The organism is Mycobacterium sp. TY815, from assembly GCF_030755135.1.
Lineage (GTDB): Bacteria > Actinomycetota > Actinomycetes > Mycobacteriales > Mycobacteriaceae > Mycobacterium.
Genome location: NZ_JAUFRX010000003.1, coordinates 18,652 through 40,991 on the forward strand (window position 1 = coordinate 18,652; position 22,340 = coordinate 40,991).

A 22,340-nucleotide genomic window follows, 5' to 3' on the forward strand; every position below is an offset into this window, starting at 1 on the left:
CGTTTCGGTAGCAACAACGCACCTGTCCACATGGTTATCCACAAATGTGGAAAGGAAGGTCAGTAGCAAGCCGCAGCCTACCGGCAACGGCTCGCGATCTTCGCGCTGTAGACAACCACGTGATTGCCCGATCAGCTAGTCGATCCGCCATCCTCGCTTCAGTGTCATTGTCAACCAAGTCCCAAGTCCGTACCGGCTTGGAAACTACCCCGCCCGAAGCTAACAGTTTTCGCTCCGGCTGCCAACAGTTCTTTGTATTCTGCTGGCGTTCTTCATGATCCTGCTATCAGCGATGATGCGCGGCACCGGTGTTTGCCGCGCACGAGGCAAGGGTCCTGGGTCTGCTGGGGCGGGCGAGGTTTGACCAGGAGAAGCCTCGTCAGTACCCTCAAACAGTCGCCCGAAAGTCGGCGATACGGCTGCGACCCGGATCAGCACCTCGGGGACCGCGCCGGCCAGCAAGCGAGAACACCTTCGCCCACGAGTTGCCGAGCATCAGCGGGCGGACTGTTATGCCATACACAGCGAGGAGAACGCGGTGGCCAAGGGCAAGAGGACGTTCCAGCCGAACAACCGGCGTCGAGCCCGCGTTCACGGATTCCGGCTGCGCATGCGCACCCGCGCAGGACGGGCGATCGTTGCCAACCGGCGCGCTAAGGGTCGCCGCTCTCTAACTGCCTGATCGCCATTCAGGTTTCCCAGCGGTGCTTTCCGCACGGAACCGCATGAGGCGGTCGGCCGAGTTTGACGCGACGGTGAAGTACGGGATGCGCACTGTGCAGCCCGATGTCATCGTGCATGTCCGACGGGCCAGCCAGCGTGAGGACGACGAGGGGCCACGGGTCGGTCTGATCATCGCCAAGCGGGTGGGGACTGCGGTCGAACGCCACCGGGTCGCCCGCCGCCTGCGGCATGTCGCGCGTCCGTTGTTGGCCGGCCTGCATCCGCGCGACCGGGTGGTGATCCGCGCGCTGCCCAGCAGCCGGCATGTGTCCTCCGCCTGGCTCGATCAACAGCTTCGCAGCGGACTGAAGCGGGCGTTCGACACGGCCGGCTCCGAGCGGTGAGTACATCGGTGGGCGCCCCCGTGCGCGCGGTCCGGGCGGGCGCCCCGGTGGTGCGGGCGCTGATCTACCTCATCCAGCTTTACCGGCACATGGTGTCGCCGCTGCGCCCGGCGACGTGTCGGTTCATTCCTACTTGCAGTCAATACGCCGTGGAGGCACTCACCGAATATGGACTGATTCGGGGAACCTGGCTCGCGGCGGTCAGGCTCGGCAAGTGTGGTCCCTGGCATCGGGGAGGATGGGATCCAATTCCGGAGCGCTGCGAGTGCCCGGTCGACGAGGACGTCTCGCCGGAAGCGGTCGACGGCCGCCCGGCGAAGCAAGGGGAGAGTGAATCTGTTGTTTGATTTCTTCAGCTTGGACTTCATCTACTACCCGGTCTCATGGATCATGTGGCTCTGGTACAAGGCGTTCGCGTTCCTGCTGGGCCCGGATAACTTCTTCGCCTGGGCGCTGTCGGTGATGTTCTTGGTCTTCACCCTGCGCGCACTGCTGTACAAGCCGTTCGTCCGGCAGATTCGCACGACGCGGCAGATGCAGGAACTGCAACCACAGATCAAGGCCCTGCAGAAGAAGTACGGCAAAGACCGCCAGCGGATGGCCCTCGAGATGCAGAAGCTGCAACGCGAGCACGGTTTCAATCCCATCCTCGGCTGTCTGCCGATGCTGGCCCAGATCCCGGTGTTCCTGGGGCTCTACCACGTGCTGCGCTCGTTCAACCGGACCACCGGTGGTATCGGATTGCAGTCGATGTCGGTCGAGCAGAACAAGATGATCGGCAACTATGTCTTCACGGCCCTCGACGTGCAGAACTTCCTGAAGGCCAATCTGTTCGGCGCACCGATCGGCGCCTCGATGACTCAGAAGGGCGGGCTGGACGCCTTCGAGCATTTCAGCCGTCCCGCGGTGATCGCGGTAGGCGTGCCGGTGATGATCCTGGCCGGTGTCGCGACGTACTTCAACAGCCGCGCCTCGGTGGCCAGGCAGAGTCCCGAGGCCGCGGCCAACCCGCAGACCGCGATGATGAACAAGCTCGCGCTGTATGTGTTCCCACTGGGCGTTGTGGTCGGCGGCCCGTTCCTGCCGCTGGCGATCATCCTGTACTGGTTCGCCAACAACATCTGGACGTTCGGTCAGCAGCACTACGTGTTCGGGATGATCGAGAAAGAGGACGAGGCGAAGAAGCAGGAGGCGCTGGAACGGCGGGCGGCCAATGCGCCTGCGCCGGGAGTCAAACCCAAGCGCACCAAGTCCGCCGCCGCGACCACGACGGGATCGGTGGTCGACACCGAGTCGGGGGAGTCCGGCTCGACGGATGCCGACGGGCTGGAGCCGAACGGGCAAGCTGCCAAACCGCCGGCCGGGAAGAGCCCGCAGAGTCCGTCGCCCAAACCGGCCAACCGAAGTAGCGGCCCGGGCCGTACCCCGCGGCCGGGGGCACGGCCGAAGAAGCGCAAGCGCTAGTAGGCGCCTGACTTGCCGGGGCTGGCCTACCGGGCCGCAACCCCAGAACACCAAGCAAGACATCGCGGCGCAACGCCGTGAACACCAACCCGTGGATGAGGGGAGAGAGAGCCATGACGGAAGCCGACACCACCGAACTCGACGCAGTGGAAGGCACGACCGACGCGGAGAACGGCGAAGCCGCGGACGAATCCGACGACCTGGAAGAGCGATTGGTCGCCGAGGGCGAGATCGCCGGTGACTATCTGGAAGAACTGTTGGACCTGTTGGACTTCGACGGGGACATCGACCTCGACGTCGAGGGCAACCGCGCAGTCGTCAGCATCGACGGAAGTGACGACCTGAACAAGTTGGTCGGTCGTGGTGGCGAAGTTCTGGATGCGCTGCAAGAGTTGACGCGTCTGGCGGTGCACCAGAAGACAGGGGTGCGCAGCCGACTGATGCTCGACATCGCCAGCTGGCGTCGTCGCCGTCGGGAGGAGTTGGCGTCGCTGGGCGACAAGGTGGCGCGGCGCGTTGCGGAGAGCGGTGAACGCGAAGCGTTGTCACCCATGACACCGTTCGAGCGCAAGATCGTGCATGACGCGGTGGCGGCCGTCCCCGGCGTTCACAGCGAGAGCGAGGGTGTCGAGCCGTCGCGCCGCGTCGTCGTGCTGCGTGACTGAGTCGTGACCAACCGTGACCTCGCCGTGACTCTGGGACTTACAGCGATGTAGTTTCCCGCGGCGCCGGCACGGCAGGGATTATGGGGTCGGGCGGCGAAGAGCGGAGGGAATGTTTCACGTGAAACATGTCGATTCGCACGACCCCGCAGAACCGCAGTCGCCGGCAGATGCCCCGGCAGATGCCGGAACCCCTACCGCATCCGGACCGCCGTCCGCGGCCAGAGAAGTATTCGGTCCCCGCCTTGAGATCGCTGAGCGCTACGCCGCGGTTCTGGCAACCGCCGGTGTGGAACGAGGCCTGCTGGGACCCCGTGAGGTAGACCGGCTGTGGGACCGTCATCTCCTGAACTCCGCGGTGGTCGAGGAGTTGCTGGGCCTCGGCACGCGGATTGTCGACGTGGGTAGTGGGGCAGGACTGCCCGGCATTCCGTTGGCGATCGCCCGTCCTGACCTCGAGGTGGTGTTGCTCGAACCGCTGCTGCGCCGCAGCGATTTCCTGCTCGAGGTGGTGGGCGATCTCGGAATCACCGCCGAGGTCGTACGGGGCCGCGCGGAAGAGCGAGCCGTCCGGAACATCGTGGGCGGTGCGGACGCAGTGGTGTCCCGTGCCGTGGCGGCGCTGGACAAGTTGACGAAGTGGAGTATGCCGTTGCTGAAGGAAGACGGGCTGATGATCGCGATCAAGGGGGAGCGCGCTCCCGACGAAGTGCAGGAGCACCGGCGTGTGATGGAGTCGATGGGTGCCGCAGATGTCAGGGTGGTGAGGTGTGGCGTGAACATTCTGGAACAACCGACTACCGCAGTGGTAGCGCGTCGCGGACGCCCGGTGCGGCGGCGGAACAGGTGAGCGCCATGAATACTCACGGAGTAGCGGCGACGGCGGCAGGGGCGCACAATCCCACCGTGAATGTTTCACGTGAAACATCAACCGACTTCGACACCCCGATCGGCGCCGCGGCCGAGCGCGCAGTGCGGGTGCTGCACTCCACGCACGATCCGCTGCCGCGCCCACGCCAGCGCCGCCTGTTCACCATCGCGAACCAGAAGGGCGGGGTGGGCAAGACAACCACCGCGGTCAACCTGGCGGCGGCGCTGGCGGTGCAGGGACTGAAGACGCTCGTCATCGATCTCGACCCGCAGGGCAACGCAAGCACCGCGCTGGGCATCGCCGATCGCCAGTCCGGTACGCCGTCCTCGTACGAGGTGCTGATCGGAGAGGTCTCGTTGCGCGAGGCGCTGCGCCGTAGCCCGCACAGCGAGCGGCTGTTTTGTCTGCCGGCCACCATCGACCTGGCGGGCGCCGAGATCGAACTCGTCAGCATGGTGGCGCGGGAGAATCGCTTGCGCAACGCACTGGCCGAGCTGGACGACTTCGACTTCGATTACGTCTTCATCGACTGCCCGCCCTCGCTGGGCCTGCTCACCATCAATGCGTTGGTAGCCGCCCCGGAGGTGCTCATCCCGATCCAGTGTGAGTACTACGCCCTCGAGGGTGTGTCGCAGCTGATGCGCAACATCGAGATGGTGAAGGCACACCTCAACCCACAGCTGGACGTCACCACCGTCATCCTCACGATGTACGACGGCCGGACGAAACTGGCCGACCAGGTTGCCGAGGAAGTACGCCGCTACTTCGGGGACAAGGTGCTGAGGACTGTGATTCCTCGCAGCGTCAAGGTCTCCGAGGCGCCGGGCTACAGCATGACGATCATCGATTACGATCCCGGTTCGCGCGGCGCGATGAGCTACCTCGACGCCAGTCGTGAACTTGCCCAACGCGATCGACCATCTGCCGGGAGGGGATGAGTGATGACCAATCCGTCACGCAGGAAGGGCGGCCTCGGCCGCGGACTGGCGTCGCTGATTCCCACCGGACCGGTCGAGGGCTCAGAAGGCGCGAACTCCGCGTTCGGGCCCCGGTTGGGTTCGGCGGCAGCCGATGTCGTCATCGGTGGCCCACTGCCCGACGCTGCCGCGATGGGCGCGGTGTACCGGGAGATCGCGCCGTCGGACATCGAGCCCAACCCGCGGCAGCCCCGCCAGGTGTTCGACGACGAGGCGCTCTCGGAGCTGGTCCATTCGATCCGCGAATTCGGGCTGTTGCAGCCGATCGTGGTCCGCGCGGTGCCGGGATCCCAGAGCGGCGCCCACTACCAGATCGTGATGGGGGAGCGGCGCTGGCGGGCCGCCCAGGAGGCCGGCCTGTCGACCATCCCGGCGATCGTCCGCGAGACCGGCGACGACAATCTGCTACGCGACGCGCTGCTGGAGAACATCCACCGGGTGCAGCTGAATCCGTTGGAAGAGGCGGCGGCATACCAGCAGCTGCTCGACGAGTTCGGCGTCACCCACGATGAACTGGCCGCGCGAATCGGCCGCTCGCGTCCGCTGATCACGAACATGATCCGGTTGCTCAAACTGCCGATCCCGGTGCAGCGTCGGGTAGCTGCCGGCGTCCTGTCGGCCGGCCATGCCCGCGCCCTGCTGTCGTTGGATGCGGGCCCGGAGGCGCAGGAGGAGCTGGCAAGCCGCATCGTCGCGGAAGGACTGTCGGTGCGAGCCACCGAGGAAGCGGTCACCCTGGCAAACCGCGGTGGCGGGGCGGCACCCACGCCGCCACGACGGAAGCCGATCCAGATGCCGGGTCTGCAGGACGTTGCTGAGCGACTCTCGAACGCGTTCGACACAAGGGTCACGGTGGCGCTCGGCAAACGCAAGGGCAAGATTGTGGTGGAGTTCGGGTCGGTCGACGATCTGCAGCGGATCATCGATCTGATGACCGAAAAGAAGCCGTGACAGGGCATGACCGGACATATTCTGTAATTACGTCACTGTGACACTCAGCCGGTCCGGCGCCTCGAGCCGACTGCCGTGGGCACTCCCGTTCAACGGAGATGTGGTGTGCATCAAGCGAATTCACGTTCCTGCGGGTTGCCGCAGCGGTCCCGGGTCTCGGGTCGGGTGCGAGCCGCGGCGCGAGGAGCGGACCGGGCACGGAATGGCGAGTCACACCGCGAATACTGGCCGGACACCGACCGACTCTCCTATCCTGGAAGGGTTGCCGGTGCGCATCCGCCTCACGAGAGTCGGGCAGACCGCACTGCGGGCCGCCGCCCGCGCAGGAGTGAAGCCATGGGCTCGGGTACCGCACGGAGGCTAGGAGACTAGTGTCAGCTCGGATTACAGCGCTGCGGCTCGAAGCCTTCGAGCAGCTTCCCAAGCACGCGCGCCGATGCGTCTTCTGGGAGGTCGACCCGGGCACCCTGGGCAAGGACGAGCACCTCGCCGACCCGGAGTTCGAAAAAGAAGCATGGCTGTCCATGGTGATGCTGGAGTGGGGCTCCTGCGGCCAGGTCGCGACGGCGATACCCGACGAACGCAGCCAGGCCGATCCGCCGTGCCTGGGTTACGTTCTGTATGCCCCGCCGCGCGCCGTGCCGCGCGCCGGCCGTTTTCCCACCGCGCCCGTCTCCGCGGATGCGGTATTGCTGACGTCGATGGGCATCGAACGCGGCCAAGCCGATGACGATCTTCCACACCAGCTGATCACCCGGGTCATCGAGGAACTGGTGCGCCGCGGTGTGCGCGCTCTGGAAGCCTTCGGGCGCACCGAGGCCGCGACCGAGTTACCGGAGCCGGTGGATCCCGACATACAACCGGTGCTCGATGCTCTCGGCGACTGCTCGGTCGAGCACTGCATCATCGACGCCGACTTTCTGATCGACGCCGGCTTCGTCGTGGTCGCCCCGCACCCGTACTTTCCGCGGCTGCGCCTCGAACTGGACAAGGGGCTGGGCTGGAAGGCCGAAGTGGAGGCCGCCCTGGAGCGGCTGCTGGAGAACGCTCAGTTGCAGCAACCGGTGGGGGCGGCGTCTGCGGCGTCCGTAGGGAGCGGGACTCCCGCCGGCAAGGTGGAGAACAGCAAGGCCGCGTTGGGAACGCAGCCGGCGGAAGACTGCGAGACCAGGAACCGCTGAGCGAAACCAGAACTGAGCGAGACCAGAACTGAGCGAGACTAGGAACCGCTAAGCCTGCTGGCGCGCTCGCGCTCCACGGACAATTCGTGGGCCAGCAGTTCGGCGAAGGTGAAAGTCCCAGTGGGCCGGTCGTTTTTGCCCAACAGGTACAGCCGCTTCACGGCAGCGAGGATACCCTCGGCGATCGCGTCACGGCTCTGCGTCGAGATCAGCATTTCCCGGTCGCCCGGATTGGTGATGTAACCGACATCGACCTGCACGGTGGGCATCCTGGTCAGCCGCAGCAGATCCCACGTCCGGCCATGGACTCGGCAGTCACGTAACCCAGTGCGGGCCACCACTTCCCGCTGAATGAAGTCGGCGAGGTTGCGCCCGATGGTAGAGACCGAACCGTGCGAATTCCCGAAGTGGAAGGACGCAACGCCGTTGGCCGACGGACTGGTCTGAGTTTCACACCGCAGGCTGATCATCAGATCTGCGCCAACGGAATTGGCGGTGGCGGCGCGCTCGGCATCCGACGGACTGCGGTTGGTGGGCCGGGAGAGAAAGGTTTCCATGCCGATGGCCGTCATCCGGCCCTCCAGGCGACTTGCCAAGTCCCACAACACGTCTGCTTCGCTGATCGGACCGGCCGGGCCCTGTGTGATCAGGCCGTGGTCGCTACCGCCGCGGCCCGGGTCGATGATGATCCGCTTGCCCGACAACTTGGGACCGGAGCTGCGCACCAGCTCTTCCTCCCGAATCGCGTGCGGTGAACCGCCGCTGACACGGGAGCTGAGAAAGTACAAGGACCGCAACGTTTCCGGGCCGCAGATACCGTCTGCGGACAGCCCGTACTCGCGCTGGTAGGACATCAGCGCATTGTGCGTCTGCAAGCCGAAATGCCCGTCTACCAAACCGGTGTAGAAGCCGAGATCCTGCAGTCGGGCCTGCAGTGTCGCGACGTCGTCGCCGTAAAGCGGTGCACCGAACTGGTGATACAGCGTGCGTGCGCCGAGGCGGTAGGAGGCTTCCTTCAACGCACGATAGGTGGCCTCGCCGACGATGCCGTCGACCAGCAGCCCCCGATGCTGCTGGAAAGCACGCACCGCGTGGTCGAGCTCACCGTCGAACACGTCGGCGGCGACGTGCCGACCGGTGGTCAGATCGTCGTCGGAGCCTTCCAGCATCCCCAGCGCGGCCAGCGCAGCGCGGATTTCGGTGACAGCGGCACCGCGGTCGCCACAGCGCAGCGCGTCGCCGTCTTCGCGGCGCGGACTCGGCATACCAAGGGCCCTCCGGGACTAATTGACATCGCCGCGAAAAGCGGCGCAGTTAATCGCTATTGTCGCAGATCCTCGCCGATATCGAGAAAACCCCAGGCCAATCCGGGGGTCGTTTCTGCAAGAGAAACGCACGATACCGGGCGTCAGGACAGGTTGGGAACCGCGTCGGCGAGTTCGCGCAGCAACGCCGCCTTGCCCTTGGCGCCGACGATGCGCTTCACCGGTTCGCCGTCCTTGAACAGGATCATGGTGGGAATCGAGACGACCTGGAAATCACGCGCCGTCTCGGGGTTGGCGTCCACGTCGATCTTGGCGACGGTGAGGTCGGCCGAGCGTTCGGCGGCGATCTCTTCCAGCACCGGGGCGACCATCTTGCACGGACCGCACCAGGTGGCCCAAAAGTCCACCAGCACAGGCTTATTGCTGGACAACACGTCGCTGTCGAAGGAGGCGTCGGAAACCTCGATGGTGGCGGATTTGCCGGAATCGCTCATCGTTGTGCTCCAATCAGTTCGGTGCTGTCGGCGGGTCCCGTCGCTTCGTGGTCGGCCAGCCAGCGTTCGGCGTCGATCGCCGCCGCACAGCCGCTGCCGGCGGCGGTGATCGCCTGCCGGTAGGTGCGGTCGACCAGGTCGCCCGCCGCGAACACGCCGTCCAGGGAGGTACTGGTGGTGCGTCCCTGGACCAGGACGTAGCCGTCCGGGTCCAGCTCGACCGCGTCACGGACCAGCGCCGAGCGCGGTTCGTGGCCGATCGCGACGAACACCCCGGTGACCGGCAGCGTGGTCTCCTCCCCGGTGACCGTGTCCCGCAGGCGCAGCCCGGTGACCGACGTGTCGCCGTCGACGCCGAGGACCGCCTTGTTGGTCAGGATGGTGATCTTTTCGTTGGCCTGGGCCCGGTTGAGCATGATCTTGGAGGCGCGGAACTCCTCGCGGCGGTGTACCAACGTGACGCTGCGGGCGAACCGGGTCAGGAAGGTGGCTTCCTCCATCGCGGAGTCGCCGCCGCCGATGACGGCGATGTCCTGGTCGCGGAAGAAGAAGCCGTCACAGGTGGCACACGAGCTGACGCCGCGGCCCAGTAGTTCCTGTTCACCGGGCACCTGCAGGTACCGGGCCGCCGCGCCCATGGCCAGGATGACGGCTCGGGCGCGGAACGTCTCGCCGTCGGCGGTCACCACGGACTTGACCGGCCCGTCCAGCGACACCGACTCGACGTCTTCCATGCGCAGGTCGGCGCCGAATCGCAGCGCCTGCTCGCGCATCTGGTCCATCAGTTCCGGGCCGGTGATGCCGTCGCGGAATCCGGGGTAGTTCTCCACCTCGGTCGTCGTCATCAGCGCGCCGCCGAACGAGGTCCCCTCGAAGACCAGCGGCTTGAGCTGCGCGCGGGCGGTATAGAGGGCCGCTGTGTAGCCGGCTGGGCCCGAACCGATGACGATGACGTCGTGGATGGTGTCTGAGGAAGCGGTCATGCGTGCCTTTCGGAACGAAAGCTGATCGAAGCGTGATCTGCAATCCTACGAACGCCAGCGTAGGCGTGGGTGTTCCCGCCTGCGACGCACGACACCGACCACGTCACCGATGCGCCGGCTACGCGCGCGGGATGGCGGTGGTGGCCAGCAACCCGGTGTCGGCGGCGCTGCAGTTCAGGGCCACCGCGTAGGCCAACAGGGTGTCGGGGGTGTCGCCACGCAGCACCAGCAGCACACCGGGGCGGGCGTTGACCTCGACCGGCTGGGCGCCGAGCACCGGCTCGGTGGCGGGGTAGCCCAGGCCGCCCAGACACGACGCCCGCTGCGAGGGGTTGGCGAGCCCACCGAAATCGGGCGGGCGGCGCGTCAGGTCGCGGATTTCGGCGTCTGACAGCGGGATCACCGGGACAGGCGTGGACACGGTGATGTGATCGGCGGTGACCGGCGCGCTGGGCGTGGAATCCGTTTCGTTGAGCAGCGACACCGTTCCGATACCGATCGCCGCCAGCACCGCGCCCACCCCGGCGACGCCGGCGATGACTCGGGCCGGACGCAGCGGTGGCCGGGCGGCGTGCGCGGCGCGCGATGTCTTCAGGGATGCGGCGACGCCAGTAACGACTTCGGGGGGCGCCTCGGGAGCCGGGGATTCGCCGGCGGCGGCGACGTCGCGGCGCACCCGGTGCAGCGCCTGCAGCGTCGCTGCCGCCTGCGGATCGGTGCGGATGCGCCGCCGCACACTGGTGGCGGTCTCGTCGTCGAGCAGGCCCGCCTGCAAATCAGCCAGCAGTTCGACGGTCAGGGGCGGATCCCGGAGGGAGTCGTCGTCGGCGGCACTCATCCGCCCCAGTGTCCGGTATGGGTGGCTCGGCCGCTAATTCGCCCCGATGGCGCTGGCATCCGCGTCCAGGTAACCCAGCAGGTGGGCAAGGCGGGCCCGGCCGCGGGCGCAGCGGCTCTTGACGGTGCCCTCGGGCACGCCGAGCAGCCGTGCCGTCTCGGCGATGGAGTAGCCCTGCATGTCGACCGCGACCACCGCGGCGCGTTGCTGGACCGGCAGTTGCAGCAATGCCCGGTGCACGACGACGGCGGTCTCCACCTGCGACGTGCGGTCGGCGACCGGGTACACGTCCTGGAACGGAACCGCGGTGCGGGCCTGGGCGCGACGAAGACGGTCGAGGCAGGCGTTGAGCACGATGCGATGCAACCAGGTGCTCACCGTCGCGTCGTGCCGGAACGAGCGTGCGGTGCGGTGCGCGGACAGCATGGCGTCCTGGAACGCGTCGTCGGCGTCTTCGCGGCTCAGGCTGGACAGCCGCGCCAACCGGTAGAGCCGGCGGTGGTGGCGGCGGAACAGCTCGGCGAAGGCGCGGCGGTCGCCGGCGACGTGTGCGGCCAGTAATTCTGCGTCACTGCGCTGCCGTCCTGCTCCCCAGAATCCCACCGCCGGACGGTAACCAATCGGCGTCCGCCGGGCACTTCACCCGGATCAGGAAGCGGCCTGGATGGTGATCTCGGAGAGGTCGGCGCGGCTCTTGCCGTCGGTGGTGCCCAACGTGGAGATCCACACCAGCAGGTTCGACGTCGGCGAGGACGCGTTGACCTGGATGGTGTTGTGGCCCGGCTTGAGCGCGGTGGCCGGGGTCAGCACCGTGGTGTCTTCCAGCTTCGACGGACTCGGCGAGGAGGACGACCGGATCTCGACCTTGGTCCCGGTACTGGAGATGTCCAGCGACACCACACCGACCGTTGTCGGCTTGGGCAGCTGCAGCATCAGCCCGACCCCGTTCTTGAATCCGGGGAAGGGGACGGAGTCGGAATAGGTGTCGGTCTGCCACACCGAGCCCGGGTTGCCGTCGATGGCGTTGCCCGCGTCGCCGGGGTTGTCCGCGTCGCCGCCGGGGGAGAAGACCGTGGCCTTGGTGGGCTTGACGAAGCTTCCGGACGGGGTCGAGCTGCCGGGTGACTCGGAGGCGGCCGAGGAGCTGGGGTTGTTCAGGCCGAGCTGGTCACCCTTGAGGCCGCTGCCGACGTCACCGAAGATCTTGCTCACCACCGAGGCCAGCACCAGCAGCGCCACCAGCAGCACGGCCGCGCCCGCGCCGAGCCCGATGAGCAGGTTGCGACGGCGCCGCGAGTAGATTTCGCCGCCGCGCTCGGCCGCGCGCCGAGGCGACGCCGGGGCAGGGGGTTCGGCGATCGGACCGAGCACCTCGGTGCGGTCGGCCACCGCGGTGGCCTGCTGTAGCAGATTCAAAAGCGTTGACGCACTGCGTATTCCGCCGTCCTCCTGGACGGAGCGGACGGCGACCGCGGAGATCTGGAACGGAATGTCCCGATCGACGACGGTCGGTTCGACCGGCTGGCCGTTGGCGTCGCGGTCGGCCGGGGCCAGCCCGCTGCGCGCGCCGGACTCGGGCAGCGGCCAGCGGTTGACCAGCAGCGCGTACAGCGAGGCGCCGATGCCGCGGATGTCGTCTTGCGGGTTGGCGTCGGGCATCGTGGCCGGGTAGGCCAGCACCACGTCGCCGTCGATGCTGACCCGCACCCGGCTGGGGTGGTCGATGGACAGTGCGACACCGGCGCGGTGGGCGGCGTCGGCGGCCGCGGCCAGTGACTGCATTGCACGGATGGCCCCGACCGGAGACGGCGAGGTGTCGGCCACCTCCTGCAGCGATCCGCCGCGGATCCACTCCGAGACCACCAGGCCGCCGGAGCCGGTGTGCACGACGTCGAGGATGCGTGCGATGCCCGGCTTGTCGATCCGGCTGAGCCGCAGGGTGCGCGACAGGATCTCCTGCAGCACGTCCTCGGGCAGGGATCCTTCCGGATCGACGAAGGTCAGGGCGACCTGGCGGTCCAGCGCGGTGTCCAGGGCCTGCCAGAAGTGCAGCGGCGGGGTGCCGCCGTGGGAGATCAGCAGCCGGTAGCGGCCGTTGGCGATGCGCGCCCCCGGCACGAGGTTGAGATCGTCCTGGGGCGGCTCGGCGTCGCGTTCGCGGGGCGCGTCGAACGGAAGCGGGCCGCGGGGGTCCGCATCGCCCCGCAGCGAGTCCCGCGAGACCGGTTCGCCGCCGCCGCGCTGGACCGGAATGTCGGGCTGGAAGTCGTCGCCCGCCATCGAACTCGGTGCGGCGTTATCCGAAGTGCGGTCGGTCACCTCCGGTCCTTTCGCTAGCCCGGCCCTGGCTACCGGAGGTCTGCGCCGGATCGGCTCCTGGACCGCATGTCCCCCCGGCAGGGACGATTTTCTTTGCTCAGGGTACGTGACGGAGCGACCCGCGGACGACACCGTTGTCGTGGCCGGGGCCCGCCGTGCGCGCCCTATTTTGCGCTGGATGGCCGCGGCGGCCGCCTGCGCCTCGGGGACACGCGCGCCGAGCATCACCCCGCCCAGGATCGGCAGCATGATCACCCCGAGCACGAACAGGCGCAGCAGCGAGCCGATGCCGCCATGCTCGGTCAATCGGTGCAACCCGAGCAGCCGGTCGGCGACGTGGGCGATCAGCCCGGCCAGCAGCGACGCCGAGATCGCGACCAGGATGGTGCGCAGGGTGCCGAGGTCGATCAGCGCTCCGCCCTTCGGGCGCAGGCTGCGGCGCAGCAGGAAATGGCCGACGACGGCGCCCGCCAGGAAGCCCAGGCCGTTGGCCGTCCCGAGGTAGCCGGCGACCAGATCCTTGTTGCTGGTGACGTGCGGGGCCAGCAGCGAGCCGGCGATCTTGACCGACGTGATCACCATGATGATCACGATCGGGGTCCACGGCTGTTCGCGGGCGTAGAAGACCCGCAGTTGCAGCAGCACCAGGGCGTAGGGAATGAGGGTGAACGCCGACAGCGCGATGGCCGCACCCAGGTATCCGGCGTCGACCTGGCCGAAGTTTCCGTAGGCGAACAGCGCGCTGCCCATCGCCGGGCCGCCGACGGTCATGAACGCCACCGCCGGGATGAGCGTGATCATGGTCAGCCGGGTGGCCAGCGACAGGTCGGCCAGCACGCCGGGGATGTCGTCGGCGGCGGCGTTGCGGCTCAGCCGCGGCATGACCACGGTCAGGATCGTGACGCCGATCATGCCGAACGGCAGCATCAGCACCAGCCAGGTGTAGTTGTAGATCGCCGGTCCGGAGGCCGCGGCCGCGCTGGCGATCTGGTTGCCGATCACCAGGCCGAGCTGGCTGATCAGCACGTAGAGCACCATCGCGGCGGCCATGGTGCCGAAGCGTTTGAGCCGGTCGTCGAGTCCCCACAGGGGGCGCAGGCTGATGTGCTGGCGGCCGATGGCCACCAGCAGGACCGCGGTCTGGGCGAACACGCCCAGGGTGGTGCCGACGCCGAGCACCAGCAGCTTGGCGTTGCCCATCTCGACCGGATCGACCGACAGTTTGCCCGGGACGGCCAGGTAGACCCCGAGTGTGGCGATGGCGACGACGTTGTTGACGACGGGCGCCCAGGCCGGCGGCCCGAAGACGTTGCGGGTGTTCAGGATCGCCATGAACACCGAGGACAGGCCGTAGACCAGCACCTGGGGCAGCAGCAGGTAGGCGAACGCGGTGGTGAGCGGTTCGTTGACCTCGGGGTTGCGGCCCAGCATCAGCCGCACCAGCAGCGGCGCCGCGACCACCGACAACACGGTGGCCACGATCAGCAGCGTGGTGGCCAGGGTGACCAGCCGCCGCACGAAGGCCGCCCCGCCGTCGGGGTCGTCCTGCTCGGCGCGCGCCAGCACCGGCACGAAGATGGCGGTGAACGTCGCCTCCAGCACCAGGGCGGCGACCAGGTTGGGCAGCTGGTTGGCCACCGAGAACGAGCTCGACAGCGCCGCGCCCAGGATCGCGGCCAGCAGCACGATCCGGGCGAAACCGGTGAGCCTGCTGATCAGGGTGGCGAACGCCATGCCCCAGGACCGCGACACCACCGCGGCGTCGGAGAGCTCCTCCTGGCGGGGGCGCGCGGGCGCCGCCGGCCGTTGCTGCTGCGGAGTCCAGCCCGGCCGCGGCGGCAGCCCCGGCGGTGGGACGGTGCTGCGCGGCTGAGACAGCTGATGTTTGGGTGGCGGCGGCGCCGACTGCGGCGCCGGTTGCACCCCTCGGGGTGCGGGGTTCATACGCGGTGCTCTTCGTGAACCCGTTGCTCGATCGCCCGCTCACTCGGCGGCCGCGTACGTCCGGGCGCAGGGGGGTCGGGGCGGTCGAGGTCGGCGGGGTCGGGTTGGCCGCGGAAGCGGTGCCACAGGCGGCGGCCGGCCAGCGTGACCAGCACCGCCGCCGCGGTGAGGGTGATCGCGAACAGCACCTTGCCGTAGGCGTTGGAATGCACCGACAACCGCACCGGTTCGCCCAGGGTGGTGCCGTCCGGGGTGCGCAGGCCGACGTCAATGGCGACCCGCTGGGTGAAGTTGACCTCGATGGGGACCCGCAGCGGCAGGTATCCCGGCGGCAGCTCGATCTCGCCCATATCGGTCACCGTCATCCCCGGCGGGGCGTTGACCTGCAGCCGCACCCGGATCGGCACGGCCAGGCCGTTGTGCAGCGCCAGCGGCAGCGGGCTGTGCTCGGTGGCCAGCGTGTAGGAGCCGCCCGGGTTGACGATCGTCACCGACCCGAAGAAGTCGTTGACCGTGGTGCCCACCACGTCCAGGCGCTGCTGGGCCAGGCCGTTGCGGGTGTCCGGCGGCACCGACTCGCTCAGCGCCCGCAGCATGTCCTCGCGCAGCGGCGCGGTGTACTGGGGCCCGGTCAGGCCGGTGCGCTCGTCGGTCATCAGGGCCGAGGTCAGCTTGAACAGCCGGCCCACCTGGCCGCTGATCTCACCGGTGATCTCGTCGCTGAACCGGCCCCGCTCCGACGGGTAGGCGCCGGGTGGCACGGGGGGTTCGATGCGGGCGGCGGCGTCGGCGACCAGGGCGGGCAGCGGTCGCGGCACGGCCAGACCGGAGTGGATGGAGGTGGCCAAGGCGGTCAGGATGAACTGCGCGTCATCGCCCTGCAGCGACCACACCGCCGGCGGCACCAGGATCTGGGTGCGCGGGGCGGCTTCGGGGGTGAGGCTGCGCCACAGCATGGCGCCCAGCGCATCCTGGCGACGCGCGGTGGGCGAGTCGTGGTTGACCCGGATCGCCAGCGACGGGTCCAGATAGGTCGGGACGGTCGGGTTGGTGCCGGCCCCGGCCAGCGCGGCCCCGACTGCCGGGTCGAACGGCGCGGCCACCACCTGGGGCGAGAGCCGGTGCGGCGTGACGTTGGCGCTGCCGGCGTCGGCCGCGTCCTGGGCGGTCAGGTCGGCCGCGGCGACAGCGACGGTGTTGTCGTTGGCGCTGAGCAGGCTGACCGCGCGGCTGGTCAGCGGGCCGTCGGGCAGCAGGGCGGTGCCGCGTACCGAGGTGACGTCCAGGATGCGGTCGATGATCTCGCCGTTGCTGACGGTGGCGGTGGAGCTGAGGCCGGGGTCGTTGACGCGCTGCAGGGCGTCCAGGTCGGCCTGGGCGTAGGGCAGCGGCGCCACGCAGGTGCGGTGGGCCAGCGCGCGCAGCCGGTTGAGCCAGGTGGTCGCGGCGGCCTGGCCGGTGCCCGGGTGGGTGGGGGTGCCGGGCAGTTGCGCGGGACCGTCGGCGCCGTTGGACACGACGTAGCCGGCGGTCATGGCGTTGACGGTGACGATCAGGTCCGGGTCGACGGCCAGACACAGCGCGCGCCCGACGGCGCCGTCGGGGTCGACGTCGCGGCTGGTGGCAAGTTCGGCGGCGGCCAGCAGGGTGTCCAGGCGGCCGCCGTTGGCCAGGGAGTTGGCCAGGTCGTCGTCGACCAGCCGGACCGGGATGGTGCCGCCGGGAACCCCCGGTGCCAGCCGGGGCCGGTCGGCCAGCGGCCACAGCATGGTGATCCACACCGGCTTGGTGGTTTCGGGCGCGACGGCGGGGACGGCTTCGGTGCCCCGGTCGCCCTTGTCCGGCGGGACGCCCACCACCGGCAGCAGGAATCGCGCGTTGTCCAGCCGGGCGGGCGCGCCGTAGTCGGGGGTGCCGTTGACGTTGACCAGGACCGGGAAGATGCCCGGCTTGTCTACGGCCAGCGACGGCTTGGTGAGCGAGCGCAGCGGCGCGGACAGGGTGAAGCCGGCCTGCTGGCCCCGCTGCAGTTCCGGGGACACGGTGAGGAAGTCCGCGGCGGCCTCGTACTGGTCGGTGCTGCCGTCCAGCGAGGTGCGCAGGCCGGTGGTGGCCTCGACCGCCGACGCGTGTTCGAGGCGGACCATCACGTCGCGCACCGGGCGGTCGCCGATGTTGGTGACCATGCCGCTGACGGTGACGACGGGGTCGCTGGTGGTGGTGACGACATCCGGTGACACCTGGTCGATGCGGACCTGGACGAACGGCGTCGCGGTGGGCTCGCCGGCACCGGCGCGCGGGAGGGCCCCGGGCGCGGTGAGCAACATCCCGAAACCGGCCAGGATGCCGATCACTACGGCGAGCCGCACCAACCTGGCCCCGCTATCGCGCGACGCCGTCACGGCCCCCGCCCGTGACCGTTCTTGCCCGGCTCCGGGTCGTTGGCGTGACGGGTGCGGGAGTGGGTCTGCGGCCGGCGTCGCGGCGCGCTCGGCGGGAGCGGCGGCAGCGCGTGCTCGCCGTCGTTCTGCAGCTTGTCGATCAGCTCGTCGGCCCGTTCGGCCAGACGGCGTTCGTCGGCGTAGGCCAGCCGGGACGGCAGTTCCCGGATCGGCACCCACGCCACCTCGGCGACCTCCAGGTCTTCGTCGCACAGCTCCCCACCCAAGAACCGCATCAGATAGTGGTGCACGGTCTTGTGCACCCGTCGTCCGTCGGTGACGAACCAGTAGTCGATGCGCCCCAGCGCGGCAAGCACGCCGCCGCGGATCCCGGTCTCCTCGGCGACCTCACGGATGGCGGTCTGCTCGGCAGTCTCACCCATCTCGATGTGGCCCTTGGGCAGCGACCAGAGCATCCTGCCACGCCGGTCGATGCGTCCGATCAGGGCCGCCACCTGTGTTTCGCGGGGGCCGTCGATCCCGTCGATGACCAGGCCGCCGGCAGAGGTTTCGTGCACGGTGCGCATCCGGTCGGGGGCCCGCCGCGGCCGGGGCCGGCGCTTGGCAGCGGCAGCCGGGGTGGGTACCGTGTCGGCGGCCGGCTGGCTTTCCGTATTGTTCTCAGCCGGACGTGCGCCGCCACGACCACGACGCCGACCGCGGCGTCGACGTGGTTTGGCTTGTTCGCCCTCCGACACCCAAGCGATATTAGCTGGCACGGGCCCGTCTTCCTGATGCACTCGCCGTCGACGGGCACCTTTGGTCACGTGAGTCGCGTGCGACACATTCGTCACAGCAGTCTCTGGATCGGGCGGCTGGGTGTTTGCCCGCCTCCACGCGACAAAGCGCGGGTGTGGCATCGGGTGTGCGGTGGCCGCGCGATATTCGCCGTAGGGCCGTGGTGGGCGCACACCGGAGTCGGCGGACGCACACTCGATGGCGCGGGGCGGTGCCCGGACGTGCGCTGAGTCACCACGGCATTCCTATTAGGCTCACCGAACGTGGCCCAACCCGTCCCGGATGCCGAACTGCTGACCGCCGCCGCGGTCGCACTGCATCAGTACGCGCCCCAGTTGCGCGAGCTCGGCGCGGCGTTCGCCGCGGCCGGCTACGAGTTGTACCTGGTGGGCGGGTCGGTGCGGGACGCCGTGCTGGGCCGGCTGAGCCCGGATCTGGACTTCACCACCAACGCCCGGCCGGAGGAGATTCAGCAGATCGCGCGGCCGTTCGCCGACGCGCTGTGGGACACCGGCATCGAGTTCGGCACGGTCGGAGTCGGTAAGGACGGACACCGGCTGGAGATCACCACGTTCCGCGCCGACACCTATGACCAGGTGTCGCGCCATCCGGAGGTGCGGTTCGGCGATCGCCTGGAAGACGACCTGGTGCGCCGCGACTTCACCGTCAACGCGATGGCCGTGCGCATCACCGCCGAGGGGCTGGGCGAGTTCCTCGACCCGCTGGGCGGGCTGGTGGCGCTGCGTGCCAAGGTGCTCGACACCCCGATGCCCCCGGAGGTGTCGTTCGGCGACGACCCGCTGCGGATGCTGCGCGCGGCACGGTTCGTCTCCCAACTCGGCTTCACGGTGACCCCGCGGGTGCTGACGGCGATCGAGCAGATGGCCCCGCAGCTGGCCCGGATCAGCGTCGAGCGGGTGGCCGTCGAGCTGGACAAGATGCTGCTGGGGGCTCACCCGGTGGCCGGCATCGACCTGCTGGTGCAAACCGGGATGGGCGAGGTGGTGCTGCCCGAGATCGGCGGCATGCAGATGGCCATCGACGAACACCACCAGCACAAGGACGTCTACCAGCATTCGCTGACCGTGCTGCGCCAGGCCATCGAACTCGAGGACGAGGGTCCGGATCTGGTGCTGCGCTGGGCCGCGCTGCTGCACGACATCGGCAAGCCCGACACCCGCCGCCACGAACCCAACGGCGGGGTGAGCTTCCACCACCACGAGGTGGTCGGCGCCAAGATGGTCCGCAAGCGGATGCGGGCGCTGAAGTACTCCAAGCAGATGGTCGACGACGTGTCCCAGCTGGTGTACCTGCACCTGCGGTTCCACGGCTACGGCGAAGGCAAGTGGACCGACTCCGCGGTGCGCCGGTATGTCACCGACGCCGGACCACTGCTTCCGCAGTTGCACAAGCTGGTACGGGCGGACTGCACGACGCGCAACAAGCGCCGGGCCGCGCGGCTGCGTGCGTCTTATGACCGGCTGGAGGAGCGGATCGCCGAACTGGCCGCCCAGGAGGACCTGGACCGGGTGCGCCCGGACCTGGACGGCAACGAGATCATGCGGCTGCTCGACATCCCGGCCGGCCCGCAGGTGGGGGAGGCGTGGCGGTTCCTCAAGGAGCTGCGGCTGGACCGCGGGCCGCTGTCGAACGAGGAGGCGACGGCGGAGCTGCTGGCGTGGTGGAACACGCGGAAGTCCGGCCAAACGGATTAGTTGACCGAAGTCGGTCTGCTGCACCGGGGCCAGAGTCCGGATCAATGCCCTGCCGGGCTGATGTGCAGCGAACGCGCGCTTCTGTCACGATCAGGGAACCGACAGCACCGCCGTGACGTCGAAACCCGTATGGACTACTGCCTGGGCGCAGACGACGGCACCGCCGCCATCTGGACTCGCCCGCCCGATCTGGACCTCGACGGCGACGGCACGCTGGACGCGATCGGTCTGGATCTGGATGGTGACGGGCTGCGAGACGACGCGCTGGCCGATCTCGACGGCGACGGTTGGGCCGACCACGCGGTGCTCGATCTCGACAACGACGGCAACCCGGACACCTACTTCGTGGACGACGGGTCCGGGGCGTGGGCGGTCGCGGTCGACCGTGATGGGCACGTCCGGTGGTTCGGCCGAGACGGCGTGCAACACACCGGAGGTCCGCTGGTCGATTTCGACGGGCAGGGCCGGCTCGACGACCGGTTGTTCGACTCGGACGGTGACGGGGTGGCCGACCGGGTCGTCTGCGCCGGTCCCGACGGAGTCACCGGATACGTCGACACCAACGGTGACGGGCTGTGGGACCTTCGCCTGACGGATACGAATGGAGACGGCGCAGCCGACGGCGCGACCGAGTTATGAATTCATTCTCAAATACCCGCAGCTAACAGTTTCGACCATTACTTCGGCGTCCACCGTTTGACACGCCATGATTTCTCGTGTCCACTAAACAACCTGCTTAATGCCTGTGTAGCAACGGCATCGGGTGAAGTGACAGCCCGCGGAAGCTGGTCTAGTTTTACGCAGACCCCAGCTCGGGAAGCTCAATTAATTGAGGGAGACGTAAATAATGGCAAATGCCACCGTTGTCACTCCAGAACTTCTGCGCAGTACTCAGCAGCGAATTGAAACAAGGCTGCAAGAAGCTCTGACGATCGCGAACCAATATTTGAGCGGCCACGAAAACATCATCAGCGCGACCGGCTGGGCAGGCGACGCCGGCTCGACATCGCTGAACACTGCGGGCCACATTCACCACGATCTGCAGCAGATCATGACCGGCGGCCAGCGGTTGGCACACGGCCTGGGCCGGGCGGCGGTCCTGATGGAGAACCACGAAGCCGACGCCGCACACGATCTCAATGGCGTGTTCGGCGGGGGAGCCCAAGCGGTCTAGCCCACAGCGCTGTCCACACCCGAATTCGCCCCACCATTTACAAAGGAACCAACTCTCATGACAGATCAGATCGTCTACAACCATGGCGCCGTCATCGGCTTCGCCGGTGAGGTCGGTTCGCAGGCCGCGCAACTGATGGAGATCCACGCCGATGTCCTGCACATGACCCAGGCCCTCGGGGACTTCTTCCAGGGCCACGGCGCAACGGCATTCTTCGACGCCCAGCAGCAGATGTTGCGCGGCCTGGAAGACCTGATCCAGACCGTCAGCCGCCATGCCCACACCGTTCACAACGTGGACGAGATGGCGCAAGCGACCGACGCCCAGATGGGCACCTTGTTCACCTAGCCACTTCGAGTGGGCCGGCGGGGCGCATGCACAGCGTGCGCCCTTGGCCTGCATTGAGAGACAACGTGTTAACCACCACCGTCGACGGCCTCTGGGCCCTGCAAGTACTCACGGGAATCGAGACTGTCGCTCCCGAGCTGAGTCTGCGGCCGCATCTGCCCAGCGTGGAGTCCAAGTGGCTGGCGTGGCAGCATCCGGTGACCGCTGAGTTGCGTGCGGCCGGAGTCGTCGATGGGACCGACTCCGTCGATCCCACCGTCGTGGAGTGGCTGACCGTACTGTCGCGCCGCGACGTCGCGTTGATCCTGCACATCCGTGCGCCCGGTGACGACGAACCGGCCCGGGTCCTGCTCGCCAGGTTCGCCCAGTGGTGGGTCGCGCTGGAGCGCTCGGCGGACGTGATTCGCATCAGCGGCGCGGGCACGGCCACCGCCGAGGGAACGGCGAACACGGTGCTCGACAGGCAGATCGAGCGGTTGTGCGGCCACCTCGCGCCGGCACCGTTACGGCCGGTCACCCTGGATGCCGGTGCGCTGCGGACCGCGGCGGCCGGCCACGAGGAACTGCGCACCTTTCTGGCCGGACAGGGTGTGGACGCTGATCAGATGCGGCTGCTGATCCTGGCCGCGGATCCGGCCCGGTCAGCACAGGCCTCGATCGTCGCGACGCAGTCGGGGGTGGAGACGGGACGGTTCCAGCGCACTCACGTCGGCCCCAGTGCGGTGACGATCATCGACACCCTCGAGGGGCGATTGGTTGCCGAGGATGTCGAATCCGGCGGGCGAACCTGGATGATCGTCGCGCCTGGGACGAGCGGCAACGTCGCCGCGGCCGTACACCGCATGATGCGGCGCCTGCCGGCAGAGCAGGACTGGCATTCGTACCGCAAAGTTGTGTAGTCGAGAGGT

General features: G+C 68.3%; 21 protein-coding genes and 1 pseudogene. 14 read left to right on the forward strand and 8 right to left on the reverse strand.

The features are described 5' to 3' along the window. Positions 1–538 precede the first annotated feature (538 nt). The 9 genes and pseudogenes from rpmH to QXK92_RS25910 form a co-directional block, all read left to right on the forward strand. Complete coding sequence (rpmH, locus tag QXK92_RS25870) at positions 539–682, forward strand: 50S ribosomal protein L34 (protein ID WP_306246536.1); 144 nt, start codon at positions 539–541, stop codon at positions 680–682. Between the two features lie 22 nt (positions 683–704). Next, on the forward strand, positions 705–1,067 hold the full coding sequence (gene rnpA / locus QXK92_RS25875) for a ribonuclease P protein component (RefSeq protein ID WP_306246538.1): 363 nt from the start codon (positions 705–707) through the stop codon (positions 1,065–1,067). Between the two features lie 89 nt (positions 1,068–1,156). After that, the gene (gene yidD / locus QXK92_RS25880; RefSeq protein WP_306247919.1) at positions 1,157–1,414 is read left to right on the forward strand and encodes a membrane protein insertion efficiency factor YidD; all 258 of its coding nucleotides are present in this window, start codon (positions 1,157–1,159) and stop codon (positions 1,412–1,414) included. Then, entirely contained in the window at positions 1,398–2,531 is a 1,134-nt protein-coding gene (gene yidC / locus QXK92_RS25885; RefSeq protein ID WP_306246540.1) for a membrane protein insertase YidC, read from the forward strand. Before yidD ends, yidC begins: the two co-directional genes overlap by 17 nt. Positions 2,532–2,644: 113 nt before the next feature. After that, the gene (locus tag QXK92_RS25890) at positions 2,645–3,196 is read left to right on the forward strand and encodes a R3H domain-containing nucleic acid-binding protein (protein ID WP_306246542.1); all 552 of its coding nucleotides are present in this window, start codon (positions 2,645–2,647) and stop codon (positions 3,194–3,196) included. 109 nt (positions 3,197–3,305) lie between these two features. Further along, positions 3,306–4,043, forward strand: coding sequence for a 16S rRNA (guanine(527)-N(7))-methyltransferase RsmG (gene rsmG, locus QXK92_RS25895; RefSeq protein ID WP_306246543.1), 738 nt, complete (start codon positions 3,306–3,308; stop codon positions 4,041–4,043). Positions 4,044–4,048: 5 nt separating this feature from the next. Then, a complete protein-coding gene (locus tag QXK92_RS25900) occupies positions 4,049–5,002 on the forward strand; it encodes a ParA family protein (RefSeq protein ID WP_306246545.1) in 954 nt (317 codons plus the stop codon). 3 nt (positions 5,003–5,005) lie between these two features. After that, complete coding sequence (locus QXK92_RS25905) at positions 5,006–5,992, forward strand: ParB/RepB/Spo0J family partition protein (protein ID WP_306246547.1); 987 nt, start codon at positions 5,006–5,008, stop codon at positions 5,990–5,992. 371 nt (positions 5,993–6,363) lie between these two features. Next, positions 6,364–7,077 (forward strand): annotated as a pseudogene (locus QXK92_RS25910) (acetyltransferase); the annotation flags it as partial. Between the two features lie 134 nt (positions 7,078–7,211). Here the strand turns inward: QXK92_RS25910 and QXK92_RS25915 are convergent. The 8 genes from QXK92_RS25915 to QXK92_RS25950 form a co-directional block, all read right to left on the reverse strand. Continuing rightward, positions 7,212–8,438, reverse strand: a complete 1,227-nt coding sequence (locus QXK92_RS25915) for an N-acetylmuramoyl-L-alanine amidase (protein WP_306246552.1) — start codon at positions 8,436–8,438, stop codon at positions 7,212–7,214. A 143-nt stretch (positions 8,439–8,581) separates the two neighbouring features. Further along, positions 8,582–8,932: a thioredoxin gene (trxA, locus tag QXK92_RS25920; RefSeq protein ID WP_306246554.1), complete on the reverse strand. Its 351-nt coding sequence runs from the start codon at positions 8,930–8,932 to the stop codon at positions 8,582–8,584. Then, positions 8,929–9,915 carry a thioredoxin-disulfide reductase gene (trxB, locus tag QXK92_RS25925; protein WP_306246556.1) on the reverse strand — a complete coding sequence of 329 codons (987 nt, stop codon included), beginning with the start codon at positions 9,913–9,915 and terminating at the stop codon, positions 8,929–8,931. The genes trxA and trxB overlap by 4 nt, the downstream gene beginning before the upstream one ends. Before the next feature lie 118 nt (positions 9,916–10,033). Continuing rightward, complete coding sequence (locus tag QXK92_RS25930; RefSeq protein ID WP_306246558.1) at positions 10,034–10,753, reverse strand: hypothetical protein; 720 nt, start codon at positions 10,751–10,753, stop codon at positions 10,034–10,036. Between the two features lie 33 nt (positions 10,754–10,786). Next, positions 10,787–11,356, reverse strand: coding sequence for an RNA polymerase sigma factor SigM (gene sigM, locus QXK92_RS25935; protein ID WP_306246560.1), 570 nt, complete (start codon positions 11,354–11,356; stop codon positions 10,787–10,789). Positions 11,357–11,401: 45 nt separating this feature from the next. After that, positions 11,402–14,914, reverse strand: coding sequence for a murein biosynthesis integral membrane protein MurJ (gene murJ, locus QXK92_RS25940; RefSeq protein ID WP_371934616.1), 3,513 nt, complete (start codon positions 14,912–14,914; stop codon positions 11,402–11,404). A gap of 98 nt (positions 14,915–15,012) precedes the next feature. Beyond that, positions 15,013–17,418, reverse strand: coding sequence for a hypothetical protein (locus tag QXK92_RS25945; RefSeq protein ID WP_371934331.1), 2,406 nt, complete (start codon positions 17,416–17,418; stop codon positions 15,013–15,015). Next, positions 17,415–18,155: an NUDIX hydrolase gene (locus tag QXK92_RS25950; RefSeq protein ID WP_306246564.1), complete on the reverse strand. Its 741-nt coding sequence runs from the start codon at positions 18,153–18,155 to the stop codon at positions 17,415–17,417. The genes QXK92_RS25945 and QXK92_RS25950 overlap by 4 nt, the downstream gene beginning before the upstream one ends. A gap of 303 nt (positions 18,156–18,458) precedes the next feature. On the opposite strand from QXK92_RS25950, the gene QXK92_RS25955 reads away from it, so the two are divergent. From QXK92_RS25955 to QXK92_RS25975, 5 genes are all read left to right on the forward strand, one after another. Continuing rightward, the gene (locus tag QXK92_RS25955) at positions 18,459–19,910 is read left to right on the forward strand and encodes a CCA tRNA nucleotidyltransferase (protein ID WP_306246566.1); all 1,452 of its coding nucleotides are present in this window, start codon (positions 18,459–18,461) and stop codon (positions 19,908–19,910) included. Between the two features lie 129 nt (positions 19,911–20,039). Further along, positions 20,040–20,549, forward strand: a complete 510-nt coding sequence (locus QXK92_RS25960) for a pullulanase (protein ID WP_306246568.1) — start codon at positions 20,040–20,042, stop codon at positions 20,547–20,549. A gap of 307 nt (positions 20,550–20,856) precedes the next feature. After that, positions 20,857–21,084, forward strand: coding sequence for a type VII secretion protein EsxD (locus QXK92_RS25965; RefSeq protein WP_371934598.1), 228 nt, complete (start codon positions 20,857–20,859; stop codon positions 21,082–21,084). 57 nt (positions 21,085–21,141) lie between these two features. Next, complete coding sequence (locus QXK92_RS25970) at positions 21,142–21,432, forward strand: WXG100 family type VII secretion target (RefSeq protein WP_306246572.1); 291 nt, start codon at positions 21,142–21,144, stop codon at positions 21,430–21,432. Between the two features lie 65 nt (positions 21,433–21,497). Further along, positions 21,498–22,331, forward strand: coding sequence for an ESX secretion-associated protein EspG (locus QXK92_RS25975; RefSeq protein ID WP_306246574.1), 834 nt, complete (start codon positions 21,498–21,500; stop codon positions 22,329–22,331). The last annotated feature ends 9 nt before the right edge of the window (positions 22,332–22,340 follow it).

Excerpts from the sequence above, each read along its gene's own strand:
- yidD (WP_306247919.1), top strand. The coding sequence starts at position 1,157 with ATGGTGTCGCCGCTGCGCCCGGCGACGTGTCGGTTCATTCCTACTTGC.
- trxA (WP_306246554.1), bottom strand. The coding sequence starts at position 8,932 with ATGAGCGATTCCGGCAAATCCGCCACCATCGAGGTTTCCGACGCCTCC.
- rsmG (WP_306246543.1), top strand. The coding sequence starts at position 3,306 with ATGTTTCACGTGAAACATGTCGATTCGCACGACCCCGCAGAACCGCAG.
- QXK92_RS25915 (WP_306246552.1), bottom strand. The coding sequence starts at position 8,438 with ATGCCGAGTCCGCGCCGCGAAGACGGCGACGCGCTGCGCTGTGGCGAC.
- trxB (WP_306246556.1), bottom strand. The coding sequence starts at position 9,915 with ATGACCGCTTCCTCAGACACCATCCACGACGTCATCGTCATCGGTTCG.
- QXK92_RS25905 (WP_306246547.1), top strand. The coding sequence starts at position 5,006 with ATGACCAATCCGTCACGCAGGAAGGGCGGCCTCGGCCGCGGACTGGCG.
- QXK92_RS25900 (WP_306246545.1), top strand. The coding sequence starts at position 4,049 with ATGAATACTCACGGAGTAGCGGCGACGGCGGCAGGGGCGCACAATCCC.
- QXK92_RS25960 (WP_306246568.1), top strand. The coding sequence starts at position 20,040 with ATGGACTACTGCCTGGGCGCAGACGACGGCACCGCCGCCATCTGGACT.
- QXK92_RS25890 (WP_306246542.1), top strand. The coding sequence starts at position 2,645 with ATGACGGAAGCCGACACCACCGAACTCGACGCAGTGGAAGGCACGACC.
- QXK92_RS25970 (WP_306246572.1), top strand. The coding sequence starts at position 21,142 with ATGACAGATCAGATCGTCTACAACCATGGCGCCGTCATCGGCTTCGCC.
- QXK92_RS25930 (WP_306246558.1), bottom strand. The coding sequence starts at position 10,753 with ATGAGTGCCGCCGACGACGACTCCCTCCGGGATCCGCCCCTGACCGTC.